Annotated in this window: 14 protein-coding genes; 2 read left to right on the top strand and 12 right to left on the bottom strand. The window is 43.2% G+C overall.

Going from position 1 to position 13,626, the window contains the following annotated elements; translation table 11 throughout:
• Window positions 1–178: 178 nt before the first annotated feature.
• Together AC2A4J_RS03350 and AC2A4J_RS03345 are read right to left on the bottom strand one after the other, a co-directional pair.
• A complete protein-coding gene (locus tag AC2A4J_RS03350) occupies window positions 179–2,041 on the bottom strand; it encodes a methyl-accepting chemotaxis protein (RefSeq protein WP_484174919.1) in 1,863 nt (620 codons plus the stop codon).
• 211 nt (window positions 2,042–2,252) lie between these two features.
• Window positions 2,253–3,149: a LysR family transcriptional regulator gene (locus AC2A4J_RS03345; RefSeq protein WP_255827837.1), complete on the bottom strand. Its 897-nt coding sequence runs from the start codon at window positions 3,147–3,149 to the stop codon at window positions 2,253–2,255.
• A gap of 158 nt (window positions 3,150–3,307) precedes the next feature.
• Between AC2A4J_RS03345 and AC2A4J_RS03340 the strand changes: the two genes are divergently transcribed.
• Window positions 3,308–4,009 (top strand): type 1 glutamine amidotransferase domain-containing protein, encoded by a 702-nt coding sequence (locus tag AC2A4J_RS03340; protein ID WP_484174918.1) that lies wholly within the window; start codon window positions 3,308–3,310, stop codon window positions 4,007–4,009.
• Between the two features lie 88 nt (window positions 4,010–4,097).
• Here AC2A4J_RS03340 and AC2A4J_RS03335 read toward each other — a convergent pair whose 3' ends face one another.
• On the bottom strand, window positions 4,098–4,394 hold the full coding sequence (locus tag AC2A4J_RS03335) for a Dabb family protein (protein ID WP_484174917.1): 297 nt from the start codon (window positions 4,392–4,394) through the stop codon (window positions 4,098–4,100).
• A gap of 165 nt (window positions 4,395–4,559) precedes the next feature.
• Between AC2A4J_RS03335 and AC2A4J_RS03330 the strand changes: the two genes are divergently transcribed.
• Window positions 4,560–5,150, top strand: coding sequence for a LysE family translocator (locus tag AC2A4J_RS03330; protein ID WP_484174916.1), 591 nt, complete (start codon window positions 4,560–4,562; stop codon window positions 5,148–5,150).
• Between the two features lie 7 nt (window positions 5,151–5,157).
• On the opposite strand, the gene AC2A4J_RS03325 is transcribed toward AC2A4J_RS03330, so the two are convergent.
• The 9 genes from AC2A4J_RS03325 to AC2A4J_RS03285 all read right to left on the bottom strand — a co-directional run bounded on the left by AC2A4J_RS03325 (window position 5,158) and on the right by AC2A4J_RS03285 (window position 13,601).
• Window positions 5,158–5,994: an AraC family transcriptional regulator gene (locus AC2A4J_RS03325; protein WP_484174915.1), complete on the bottom strand. Its 837-nt coding sequence runs from the start codon at window positions 5,992–5,994 to the stop codon at window positions 5,158–5,160.
• 39 nt (window positions 5,995–6,033) lie between these two features.
• The gene (locus AC2A4J_RS03320; protein WP_484174914.1) at window positions 6,034–6,840 is read right to left on the bottom strand and encodes an endo alpha-1,4 polygalactosaminidase; all 807 of its coding nucleotides are present in this window, start codon (window positions 6,838–6,840) and stop codon (window positions 6,034–6,036) included.
• A 135-nt stretch (window positions 6,841–6,975) separates the two neighbouring features.
• Entirely contained in the window at window positions 6,976–7,608 is a 633-nt protein-coding gene (locus AC2A4J_RS03315; RefSeq protein WP_484174913.1) for a response regulator, read from the bottom strand.
• A 23-nt stretch (window positions 7,609–7,631) separates the two neighbouring features.
• Entirely contained in the window at window positions 7,632–8,987 is a 1,356-nt protein-coding gene (locus tag AC2A4J_RS03310) for a cache domain-containing protein (RefSeq protein ID WP_484174912.1), read from the bottom strand.
• A 120-nt stretch (window positions 8,988–9,107) separates the two neighbouring features.
• A complete protein-coding gene (locus AC2A4J_RS03305; RefSeq protein ID WP_255827829.1) occupies window positions 9,108–10,397 on the bottom strand; it encodes a TRAP transporter large permease in 1,290 nt (429 codons plus the stop codon).
• 33 nt (window positions 10,398–10,430) lie between these two features.
• Window positions 10,431–10,970, bottom strand: coding sequence for a TRAP transporter small permease subunit (locus AC2A4J_RS03300; protein WP_484174911.1), 540 nt, complete (start codon window positions 10,968–10,970; stop codon window positions 10,431–10,433).
• Window positions 10,971–11,026: 56 nt separating this feature from the next.
• Window positions 11,027–12,112, bottom strand: a complete 1,086-nt coding sequence (locus AC2A4J_RS03295; RefSeq protein WP_484174910.1) for a TRAP transporter substrate-binding protein — start codon at window positions 12,110–12,112, stop codon at window positions 11,027–11,029.
• Window positions 12,113–12,288: 176 nt separating this feature from the next.
• Window positions 12,289–12,954, bottom strand: coding sequence for a GDSL-type esterase/lipase family protein (locus AC2A4J_RS03290; RefSeq protein ID WP_484174909.1), 666 nt, complete (start codon window positions 12,952–12,954; stop codon window positions 12,289–12,291).
• Window positions 12,955–12,971: 17 nt separating this feature from the next.
• Window positions 12,972–13,601 (bottom strand): LysE family translocator, encoded by a 630-nt coding sequence (locus AC2A4J_RS03285; protein ID WP_484174908.1) that lies wholly within the window; start codon window positions 13,599–13,601, stop codon window positions 12,972–12,974.
• Between the last annotated feature and the right edge of the window lie 25 nt (window positions 13,602–13,626).

Here is a 13,626-nt window from a genome sequence, read left to right as displayed (position 1 = left end):
TTGATAACTGCATAATAACGGTATCGCAGGCCTAATGGCTAGGGAAGATATGAATAACAGGCTTTTATCCACATGCTGAGGCAAGAGGACTTACTCGTGCCTTCCCTAGACCTGCAATACCTAACTGTCAATACGAATCATGATGCTATTACAGAAACAGTCGATACCGACAGCCTAGTTATACTTTGAAAATCGAAATACTGCGGTTCAAGGATTCCGCTTGATCAGCAATGGCTTTACTTGCTTGGGAATTCAAGGCTACCGATTCTGAAGTGTCTTCCGTGATTTCACGTATAGTATCGACGTTTTTACTAATCTCATTGGCCGCTATCGTTTGTTGTTCAATGGCAGTGGATACAGATCCAGCCATACCGGAGATCTCTTCTACATCGAGAATAATCTGCTCGAGCACAACACCTGTCGTCGCGGCTTCATCACGACTTAACACGCCATCCTGACGGCAATTTTCCATCAGCGTCACGATACCTTTGGTTCGTTCTTGCAAGGTAACAATAATGTCTGAAATTTCTTCCGTCGCTGTATGAGTTCGGCTTGCTAAGGCACGAACCTCATCGGCAACAACGGCGAAACCTCGTCCTTGCTCACCGGCTCTCGCGGCTTCAATCGCAGCATTAAGTGCCAGCAAGTTAGTCTGCTCGGCAATTCCTTGGATAACGCTTAACACAGTTCCAATACTTTCGCTTTCTTTGGCTAATTCGCTGACGGTTTCGACCGAGCCTTCAAGACTATCTGAAAGCTGGCGAATACGATCAATGGCCGAGTTCACTTGAGATTGACCTTGTCGTGCGCTTTCTTGTGTAGATCGTGCCTTCGCTGCGGCCATTTCCATACTGCGTGAAATATCTTCCACGGTACCGACCATTTCAGTAACAGATACCGCAACCATGTCCGTTTCTGAGCGCTGCTTCTGAGCATCGTCTGATGTTCTTGCCGCATTTTGTGACAACTGAACGGTTGTCGTATTCATTTCTTGTACAGTGAGGTTTGCGTTAGCAATCACTCGGCTAAAATCGGCCAACATATCGTTGATACTGGCGGCAACAAAGCCAATCTCATCTTTCGCGGGTAAATCAACGCGCAAACTTATATTGTGAGTCGTTTGAATGTCTCGCATTGTTGATTGGATGGTGTTCAATGCTGAGTTAATCGTGCGGTTAATAATCCACCCAACAAACACCCCGGCAACAATAATGACACCACAAAGAATGGTTGTCAGCATCATGGCAAAGGATGTTTTTTCCTGAATAATTGAGGTTAGTTGAGCTTCTAGTGAATCGAGTGCGGTTTCCGTTTTATGGATCGATTCACGCATCGCCAATAATTGCCCTTCTTTACTGTTCAAGCCTAAAGCTTTTTTGCCTTCTGCATATTGATTAAAACCTGTTCGGTACTGTTCAGAAAGAGACACCAACAATTCAACTTTATCCGCCGGTAATGAACCGCTACGTAGATTACTTTCTAATTGATCTAATGTTTTATTAAAAGAGGCAATATATTTAGGGTTATTACGCAGCATAAAATCTTTTTCATGTCGACGAAGCTGTAACATGGTCACCAACAAAGCATCCTGATTCAGAGCAGACAATTCACTCTCAATATTATGCACAGCGTCACGTAGTTTGCCCTGCAACCCAGTCTCTGGCGTTAGCCCTAGTTCTGTCGAAGCAGATACCACCGAAGCAAAATCAGCCTGATATTCTTTGAAATCATCGCCTAGTTCCAACAAAGTATCGGTATTTATGTCAAATTCGTTCATCACGTTTTCAAGTATTGTTTGATCCGTGAAAAGCGAAGTTATTGTCTCGTTGAATTTTGTTTCATAGGAAAGGTCGAGACGCGCGAGAAAATCTTTCTCATTACGACGCAAGGTAAGCATATTGACTTGTTGGTGTACGACAAGGTTCTTGGCGTAGTTTAGTTTTTCTAGATTGCCTTGTGTGTTGTAAAAAAGCCCTAACATGGCAACTAAGGCAACAACCAACAGCACGGTATTTAAAATTAACTTATGTTTAATAAGCACAGGAGGCTCCTATTATTCAATGTAAAACACTCCCTAACTTACAAAGAAGAGCCCTTATGCACGATACAGATCACACAGGTCTCTAAAACTAAATCCATCTGTCTGTATAGTAATGCATTAAAACCGTCAGATCTGTCGAGCACACAATTCCATAATAAACGTCACAGTAAATAACAAAGCTAACTGAGATTTGTTACAGAAAAAAGTTCACTCATAAAAATCGAGTAAAAGATGTTTTCAGAAAATCCAGCAGCAAACGCAACTTTTTAGATTCTGCAGTACCTGGTGGAAAGACCGCGTAAACATCTATTCCTGTGCATTTATAATCCGGCAAAATTCGCTCTAAACGCCCATTGGCGATACGTGGCTGAGCGTCGTACATTGGAATTCGGCCAATACCATTTCCACCTTCTAAAAAAATAGTTCTGGCGGCCGCATTGTTGGTGCTTACCGCACCACGCACAGACAAACTGAACGATTTGGAACCTTGGCTAAGGTGAACGGTATTCGCCGCTGGCGTATACACCACCCAGTCGTGGTCATACAGCTCTTCTGGTTGAGTGGGTTTGCCGCGTCGCCGAAAATACTCTGGTGAACCACACAAGCAGGTTTCGAATGTCGTCAACTTGCTGGCTTGTAATCCAGAATCCAGTAATGGCGCACCTCGAATGGCCAGATCAACGCCATCTTTGATGATATTGACCACTTCATCGCTCAAGGAAACATTCAATTCAATTAACGGATAAAGTTGTCGAAATTCGTTCAGAGCAGGCACAATCACCTGCAAGCCTAAATTCACCGGACAGGTAATTTTCAGTTTACCAACGGGCTCTTGTTTGGCTTTTTCTATTTGCTGATTCGCTTCATGGGCCTGAAACGCAATAGCTCGGCAACGCTGATAATAGGCTTCGCCTGTTTCAGTCAATGACAAAGACCGAGTAGTACGATTCAGCAGTTTTACACCAAGTTGTTCTTCTAGCTTTTTCAGGTGATAACTCACCACACCACGGGAAATCCCCATGAATTTGGCGGCGGCCGTTAAACTGCCTTGCTCCACCACTTGAGCAAACACCACCATACTTTTTAACTGTTCAAACGAGACTTCCATCGTGACGACTCTTTTTCTATAGATAACGAAGATGACGTCAATTGTATCAATTATTAAACCAATGAAGTCAAAAACCTTCTCATTACGTTAATTCGATTAATTAGATAGACTAATCACAAGTTATTTAAACAACTCATTCAAACATTTAGGATTCTCTTATGAACAGTCTTATGAGCAACAAAAAAATTCTAGTCGTTCTAACATCTCATTCAGATTTGGGCGATACAGGCCACAAAACAGGTTTTTGGGTAGAAGAATTCGCTGCTCCTTATTACGCGTTTATTGATGCAGGCGCTGAAGTAACAGTCGCAACACCAAAAGGCGGCCAAGCACCTATTGACCCAAACAGCACGGCACCAGCAGCGCAAACCGAAGCAACAGAACGCTTCTACAAAGATCAAGCGGCGCAAGATGTGATTACCAACACAGTAAAACTGAGCGATATGAAAGAAGGCGACTTCGATGCCATCTTCTATCCTGGCGGCCACGGTCCACTTTGGGATTTGACTGAAAACGAAGAATCCATTGCCTTGATCGAAAGCTTCATCGCAGCAAACAAGCCAATCTCTTCTGTTTGTCACGCACCAAGCGCTTTCTTAAACATCAAAGACGCAAACGGCGAGTACTTCATTAAAGGTAAAACCGTTACAGGTTTCACTAACAGCGAAGAAGCTGCGGTTCAATTGACCGAAGTCGTGCCTTTCTTGTTAGAAGATGAAATGAAGAAACGCGGTGCAGACTACAAAAACACGGCGGACTGGACACCTTTCGCAGTGCAAGATGGCTTGATGATCACAGGGCAAAACCCTGCAAGTTCTGAATTGGTTGCTGAAAAACTATTGGCTCAATTAGCTAAATAAGTTCCAAGTACAATAAGTACTATAAAACCCGTCTCAAGGACACTTGAAGCGGGTTTTCTCGTTCTGGTTGCGTGATATTAAAAAGCGACTATATGGCGTAATCGAAAACAATAATGTCTTGTAAAATCGGCCCTAATTGCGCTTTTAACACCTCGTGTTCAGGGTGAGGAATATAAGCATCACGAGCAGCTTCATCCACAAAGGTCATAAAAACACAATGGGTATAGTCTTTATTGCGGCCTTCTGGACTGTTGTTTAAGCCCCATTCAACCGATTCAATACCATCGATTTTACTTTTGATCGCTTCGAAATTGGCCAAAGAGGTCGCAATGTCGGCTTCACTGGCTTGCTCTTTATACTGAATAAACAAAACATGACGAATCATAAGAACTCCTGTTTGAATAAAGGGATTTAGCAAAATCATACTCCGCCTTTCTCGCCAAAAACATGCACACTGCAAACAATCCTTAAAAGGTCAATTTTGTTCAATACGTGAGATACCTAAAACACGATAGTGAACACCTGTTTATTATCTTTTTAGGAACACCTGATGACTCTTTCGTTAATCACTTCTATGTCTTTTTTTGCCTTGGCAGCGTCTTTGTCACCTGGGCCGGTGAACCTTGTCTCGCTAAGCGGCAGTGCGCGTTATGGCATTAAAACAGGACTTGTTTTTGTAACGGGAGCAACCCTTGGTTTTATTGTGCTGTTTTTACTGATTGGCTTTGGACTGCATTACTTAATCGACCAATTAAGCTGGATAACCCAAGTGCTGCAATGGTTCGGTATCGCCTTTCTGTTGTATCTGAGTTATCAGCTATTCACTGACAATGGCGAACTGAATTCTGACAAACACAGCAAGGCGCCAACCTTTATGACCGGTGCCATTATGCAATGGCTCAATCCAAAAGCTTGGCTGGCTTCGCTATCAGGTATTGCGGCCTATATTCCCAATGCCGAAGTGACGGAAGTGATGATCTTTGCCAGCCTGTATTTGCCAATCTGTTGGCTATCTTTAGGCGTTTGGGTGTGGATAGGAAAAATACTCGGGCAATATTTTCAAAGCCCAGCCAAGATGCGCTTGATGAACAAAACCTTGGCGACATTACTGGCAGGCAGTTGTGTGTTGATCCTTGTCTAACCAACCTTCACAAAGCAGAAATCGAACGCCGATACTGATCTGGCGTTGCCGCTACTCGCTGTTTAAACACGCGCTGAAAATGTGCTTGATCGCTAAAGCCAATCGTCTGAGCGACGTCCGCAATCGCTTGACCCTGCTTCAACGCTTGCTGACCAAGTTGTACACGACGATTTAAACGATAAGCGTGTGGCGTCATATTAAAATGACGCTTAAACGCACGAACCAAATAACCGGTACTGAAACCAAATTCAGCACTAATTTGCTCAATCGAAGTATCGTGCAAACAGTATTGATTCAAATAGTCCGCCACTTGATATAAGTTATTCACTGGCAAAGCTGTGGAAGATTCAATGTTATTCGCATCCAACTCCGTGAACAAGTCCACCAGCACCGCTTCTAGCTTTTGGCCTTTTCCTAAAGACGAAAAAGTTGCAGCCATTAGACATTCACATACTTCTACAAATGCCTGATACGCCTGAGCTGACATTAAAGTATCACCTAGGGTATCTTGCCAGATCTGAGTTCTTCTAATGCCACGGGCAAACAACAAGGACGCAAGCCAGTCTTTATCTAGATGCATCATATAATAAGCCCAAGGAGAATCTTGGCGAGGGTTACAGGCATGAACCACATCTGGATTCATCATTACCAAAGCGCCGCGCTCAACACCGTGTAAGCGGTCTGCACAGAGAAATTCACTCTGGCCTTGCACAATGGCACCAATCGACCACTCTTGATGGGAATGCGGTGCATAGCTGACCTCTCTGCCATCCAATACTTGGCGAAGTTCAACGTAAGGCAAAGCCGGATCTCGCCAAAAAATCGGATGGGTAGAAGGTGTCATCTTATCTTCCTATCAATCAAACCGTTTAGGTCAAATCTTTTACGGTAAGCAACTGAAGCGAAACGTGTTATCCAGCGCCTTAGGCAGTACCAAGGTACTGAACTGTAAGCGTTCTGATTGTTTGCATACGCTATTTCGCTCTGATTCATCGTCCACATAAATGCGACGATATTCTGTATTAAAAACAGGCTTGCCGGCTTTAATAAAGTTTGAATAAGAACGGCATTCAGAGTATTCAAAGCATTGCTCTGTGACAGCAAAATCAAAATCGCTGCTCAGCGCTCGAGCCTGATCAGGATCGTTTTTCAAACCAATTGCCAAGCCTCTACTATGAGCCTCTGCCGCTAAAAAGCGATTATAATCTAACTGATCATTAGCTCGAAACGAAAAACCCGTATTCGTGCGATAACTGTCTACGTTATCTGGCTCAACGCCATCACACCCTTTTGTGACGGCTAAATCCAGGCGGCGAATCATCACCTCACGCACTTGGCTAGAACGAATATCCAACCAACGCTCATTATCCCAACCACTCAGCGTTTTGCCCAAATCTTTGATGGCAAAATCCGCAGCGTCAGGACGCCAGTCTTCGTAAGAACCGGCCGAGAAATAACAAATCACTTTTTTATCGGAGGCTTGCAGACGTTGAATCAGTTCAACAGACGAATCAAATAAATCAATATCGTATAAATCCACGTCGTAACCTTCATTAACAACCCCATCCAGTTGCCAATGCCAAGTCGCAGACACCGGTGGACGATACCAATCATCTGCCGCATAAAGAGGAGAAAAGATAGTCGACAGAAAAAGACACAACACAGGAATTGGAAAAAGTAGTACGCGCATAGTGGACCCCATATGCTCAAAAGGCTAAAAAGCCCACGACAGGTCTTGCCGTAATCTATCACTCTACTCTGTTATGACGGCAAAAGCTTACAATCTAAAAAATCATTCGCTCTCTACCAATTCTTTCGAAGACTCCTAATCAATCAACTGCTTAGCTAAAGCGTATTTTATCAAGCCTGCAGAAGTATGAATATCTAACTTGTTTTTTACATTCTGACGATGGGTTTCAACGGTTCTGACACTAATATCCAAAGTCTGAGCAATTTCTTTATTAGATAAACCTGTCGCTAGCGCTTTTAATACCGCAGTTTCACGCTTGGTCAACTCTTCATTTTCTTTTGCAGAAGACGCAAGAGAAAACAATGAGTCTGAAGCGCCAGAACTAAAATACGTACCACCTTGGTGTACGGTATTGATGGCTTGCACCAACTCTTCAGACGATACATCTTTTAACACATAGCCATTCGCACCAGACTGAATCAGAGACAAAATATATTCTTTGTCATTGTGCATACTAAGCATCAGAATTTTTATATTAGGCTGCTCCGCCTTAAAGCGCTTAGTGGCTTCCAGGCCATTTAACACTGGCATCGAAACATCCATAAGAATCAAATCTGGCTGGGTTTCTTTGGCTTTTTCTAACGCTTCCAAACCATTCGACGCGGTGGCAATAATGTCAATATTACCTTCCAATTCCAAACGAGCTTGCAGGCCATCCAGCACCAACATGTGATCATCGACTAAGAGAACACGAATTTTTTTTGTCATTATTATCACTCTATACTTACTGGTTAAAGATGTTGCTCAAGGGGTAATAGCGCGCATACTTTTGTGCCTTTATCACGTTGCGATTCCAATATGAAATCACCACCAATCAATTCGATTCGCTCACGCATATTGATTAAACCAATTCCTGAAAAAAGCTCCGATTTTTTCGAGATGCCTTTACCATCATCCAAACACTCAAACACAACTTGCCTATGTGACTGCGAAACCTGTAGCGAAATATTCTTAGCCTCGGCATGCTTTTCAATATTCGTTAGCGACTCTTGAGTAAGGCGATACACCGTAATTTCTATTTCATCAGGCAACTTAGCGGCCACATCAAAACGATACGCCACCTGGATTCCTGTTCGCTCCATGAACTGGTCAATCAAAGCTTGTAAGGCTGTATCCAAGCCTAAATCATCTAATAAAGTAGGTCGTAAGTTATGTGAAATCTGCCGCACTTCACTGATGGTTTGGTTTATTAAATCACTGGCTTTTTCCAACTCCTGATGAATCACTTCTTTTTCATGACCGCGATTTAACTTGTTTTCTGCTAACTCAATTCGAAACTTACAACTCACCAATAATTGATTAATGCCATCATGAAGTTCACGCGAAAAGCCTCGCCTTTCACTAACTTGCAAGCGCATAAAACGCTGGGCCAGTTCCTTTAGCCTTGAGTCCGCTAATTTGTGCTCATGGAGATTGATCGCCAACCCCAACAAGATAACCAACACCACAGTCACCACAACCACTTCAATGACTGTAAAAAAGCTGCGCTGAATATTGTCATTCATCGTCGCTTTGGTTTTCGCCAATTCTGCGTAGATATCATCAAGATACAACCCGGTTCCCATCATCCAATCCCATCGATCGATAGCAACTACATAACCCAACTTATCCTCTTGCTTCATCAGTGGCGGCTTCTCCCATATATATCTATGATAGCCACCACCTGCTTGAGCAGCTCGGATTAACCCCTGAATCAGGAAATTCCCTGAACGATCCTGAAAATCCCATAAGTTTTTACCGACAAAATCCGGTTGGGTTGGATGGACTAAATTGACCCCAGACATTTCATAAGCGAAAAAATAACCATCATCTTCATAACTTAACCCCGCGAGAATTTTTTTTACCTGATCCTGTGCTTCCGCGTCGTCTAATTCTTCATTTTCCAATATAGGGCGAATCGCAGACATGGCGATATTAACGTGGTTTTTCAACGCCATTTTCTTGGCATTGACCAAATTAAATTCATAGATAGATAATTCTTGGGAGGCTAAATCACGCGCCGATTGAAAACCCAGATAAGTAATGATGGCTGTCGCGACGATAAGCGGCGCGACAGCAAGAAGAATAATTTTACTTTTTAATCCCACGGACAAAGACCTTTTTTATTATTTTTAGGCATTCAATATTCAGTGATGGACAGAAAACGCTATCAACAAAAAAGCGGGTAAAGACCCGCTTCCTTGCTTTATATTTTACCCAGTTATAAATCAGTCCATGCCATATAACTCTGGGAAAACCATAATACTGACTAGAACCAAGATCTGGATCAATATAAATGGCATGACGCCTTTATAAATATCCGTTGTTCTAATCGAACTGGGAGCCACCCCTTTTAAATAGAATAGACTAAAACCAAAGGGTGGGGTTAAGAAAGAGGTCTGCAGGTTCATCGCAATCAAGATCGCGAACCACACCATATTAATTCCTAACGCTTCGGCAACAGGCGCTAAAATCGGCACTATAATAAAGGCAATCTCAACGAAGTCTATAAAGAAGCCCAAGATCAAAATAGCAATCATGGCTAATATAATAAAGCCCCATTTTTCACCCGGAAGATTCAATAACACTTCTTCAACAATGTAATCACCGCCGGTATAACTAAACGCCATCGAAAAGGCCGTTGCACCCATCAGGATAGCAAACACCATCGCTGTCACTTTTACCGTTTCTAAGCCACTGTCATAAAGCATTTTCCAGCTAAACTGGCGGTATAACAGAGCCAATACAATCGCCCCTACACCACCCAATGCAGAAGATTCTGTCGGTGTCGCAATGCCGGTAAAGATAGAACCCAATACGATCAACACCAAGGCTAACGGCGGAATAATCGCTTTTAACGCACTGCGAATTTGCTGCGCACGAGTTTCATCATCTAAGTCCTGAGGCATGGCTGGCGCCATTTCAGGCTTTAAGAAAGTCAGGATCAAGATATACACAATATAACAAGCGATTAGAATCATGCCAGGAAACAGGGCCGCATGAAAAAGATCACCGACAGGAATGCCTAAAACATCCCCCAAGATGATCAAAATAATCGACGGTGGAATGATTTGACCCAAGGTACCAGACGCACAAATTGTGCCGCATGCTAAAGACTTGCTGTAGTTATACTTCAGCATAACTGGCAAAGAGATTAGGCCCATTGCCACGACACTCGCGCCAACCACACCAGTCGATGCCGCTAATAGCGCACCCACCAATATTGTCGAAATAGCCAAGCCACCGCGAACACCACCAAACAGTTTGCCCATGGCTTCTAATAATTGCTCGGCCAACTTGGTCTTTTGTAACACAATACCCATGAATACAAATAATGGCACCGCCATCATCACGGTATTTTCCATGTAGCTTTGGATGCGGAACGGCATGAAAGCAAACATATCAAAACCCTCGGCAAATACACCGAAGATCAAAGCAATGCCGCCAAAAGTAAAGGCAACAGGGAACCCTAGTAAAAGCATTACTAGGGCAACGAAAAACATGATTATTCCAATCATAAATAACCTACAAGCTTAAAATGGTGACAAAAATTAATGTTGAATAGGAGGGTGCGAGAAACCTTCTTCGCTCACACCACGCAGCACATTAATGCAGCGAATAACCATTCCTAACCCACTGATCGTCATAGAGAAAAAAGCAAAAGGAATAACCGCTTTAATAATCCAACGGTAAGGCAAACCACCCGGGTCACCACTGGTTTCGCCCAAAGCATAGGCTTCATAAGCAAACCCAACGCCGTAATATCCCACTAACAAAGTAAACGGGATTAAGAAAAACACACAGCCAAAAAGATCCACCCATGCTTTGCCTCGAATAGACAAATTTTCATAGATCAAATCCACACGAACATGACCGCCGTGCTGAATGCCGTAAGGAATACCTAACAGAAAAATGGCAGCGTATAAGTGCCACTCAAGCTCTTGCATCCCAATGGACACATCGTTGAAGGCATAACGCATCAAAACATCGTAGAAAACGTTGAACAGTAAGACGATAAACAACACCGTCGAAAGCACACCAAGGAAATTAGAAAAACGAGTAATGCCTCGTTCTAGGGTGATTAACAACATGACAAACTCCTAGAAAAAGCATGACGAATAAATGTTACTCGCCATGCTTAGAGGTTTTATTCCGCTAGACTATCAACACTGTCCAAGTAAGCTCGGTCAGAAATATTGGTCCAAACACGTACTTTTTTCAGGTACTTAGCTTGAGAGTCCAAAATCTCTTTCGCCAAAGGATCTTCGGCTGCTTTTTCATCAAGGAGTTCTTGGTTAGCTTTTTTCATCGCCACAAGAACTTCTTTCGGGAAGGTTTTAACTTGAACATTCGGGTATTCTGTCTTCATAGTCGCCCAGTTTTCTGCGCTCTCATGGTATGACTGAATGTACATGTCGTAAGACGCTAGCTTCATAGAAGTACGAAGAATTTCACGAAGGTCATCTGGAAGTTTTTTCCACGTGCGCTCGTTAACTAGGAACTGAAGTTCCGTTGCTGGCTCATGCCAACCTGTGTAGTAGTAAGGCGCAATTTTGTGGAAACCCATACGCAAATCTAGGGACGGCCCAACCCACTCAAGAGCATCGATAGTACGACGTTCTAGTGCGGTATACAGTTCGCCAGAAGCGATATTGGTAGGCTTAGCGCCCAGTTTCGCTAGGACTTCACCCGCAAACCCTGGAATACGCATTTTCAGACCCTGTAGATCGTCAAGAGAATTGATTTCTTTTTGGAACCAGCCACCCATTTGGTTGCCAGTATTACCACCTGGGAAGGACAACAAGCCGAACGGTTGATACACTTTCTGCATCAACTCCATGCCGCCACCGTAATAGAACCAACCATATTGCTCAGGCGTAATCATGCCAAATGGCATAGTGGTAAAATACAGCGTATTCGGCACCTTGCCTTTCCAGTAGTAAGACGCAGAATGTCCCATGTCGTACTGACCAGAACGCACCATATCAAACACACCCAAAGGCGCTTTATGTTTATTGGCAGAATCGATAGTGATTTTTAAACGTCCGTTAGACATTTCATCAGCAATACGCGCCATGTTCCTAGGGGCATCACCAAAGATAGGAAAGTTAGATGCCCACGTTTCGGCCATCTTCAATCTATAGACTTTTTCCGCCGCAATAGCAGGTAGAGAAAAAGCGCTTAGAGCCACTGCGGTTGCAGCAACTAGAGTGGTAAGTTTTAAGGATTTCATTGTTTTTATCATCCTGTGAGTCTTATTTTTTATAATTTAAGATCGAGCAGGATTAATAATGGCGTGTATAAAAAGTGCAAACAATTCGTACGAATACCGAGTGCAACACCGGAAACTACGCACACGACTACGTATTAATACGTAGAAATAAATGAAAAGCAGTCCAAATTAAAGCGCTAACCTTCTGCCAACAATGAAACGATTGTTAACTCTATTGCCTCAGCAAAAAGTTGATATTGCGAGGCATTCGGGTGCAAAAAGTCATTCATCACATCACTGGTAATTCGTCCTTCTTCATCCAGAAAAACGTGATTAATATCGCGAAAGAACACCCTTTCATCATCTGCATAACTGCAAATTATTTGATTCACTTCATTGTTCAGCATTCTGAGTTTTTGTGTTGGCTTCGCACTACGAGGGAAAATTGCCAAGAGCAACACTTTAGTCTGCGGTAACTTTTCCGCCAACACAGACAGAATCTGCTTAATGCCTAACGCCGTGTCTTCGGCTTTGTCCATCCGATGACCTGCGTTATTGGTTCCAACTAACAAAACCAATAACCTAGGCTGAATATTATCTACCTCACCATGGGCAAGTCGCCACAAAACGTTTTCTGTTTTATCGCCATTAAAACCCAGATTCAGCGCGGATCTTGGTTGGTAAAATACCTGCCAAACATCGGCCCCTTCTTTCTCCCAAGCTTGTGTGATGGAATCCCCAAGAAACACCAAATCCACTTTCTCCATGGCATTTTTTTCTGCCAACTTTTCCTCATGGCGAGGCAACCACCAAACCGTGTCTTGTGGAGCGGGTCGCAAGGCCAGCGGCCATTCCTTTGTCATCGTTCACCTCTGTTGTATTAAGACACGGTACGTTTAGCGAATAACGCCCAAATTCCAGCTATCGACATCAAAGAACCACCAGCTAGATTAAAGCCACGCATAGCTTTTTCGGAAGAGAGCAGCGTACGTGCTCTGAGAGCAAAAAAAGCATAGGTAGAAGCTGACAAGGTCGCTAACATCACAAAAGTCACTGCTAAAATGAAAAGTTGTTCTGTTTTATTCCCTTGGTGAGAAACAAATTGTGGCAAGAAGGCCACGAAAAAGATAATACCCTTTGGATTCAAAGTCGTCACAATATAAGTATTTAAAAAGAGACGCCATTTTGAAGTAAGTTTATCAGATGAAGGAATCTTCATTGGTGATGTGCCAGACCTAAGTAACTTAAATCCCAAATACAAAAGATATAAGCCACCAATCCCCTTCACCACAGTAAACCAAAAAGCCGACACAGAAAACAAAGCTCCTAATCCAACTAAAGAAGCCAATAACGCGGTGGAATCCCCCAGCGCCACACCAACCACCAAAGGGATATTCGCTCGTCGACCATGGGCTACAGAATTCGCAATCACAGCCAAAATCGTTGGGCCAGGAATGACCAACATGGTAATAGACGCGACAACAAAAGCGAGCCAAACTTCAATCGACATAGAGCTTTCTCCTTATTAAATAGGC

The organism is Marinomonas sp. ATLA20 (assembly GCF_057180105.1).
The sequence above is the reverse complement of the archived record's forward strand: the minus strand, read 5'-3'. Positions and strand labels throughout refer to the sequence as shown.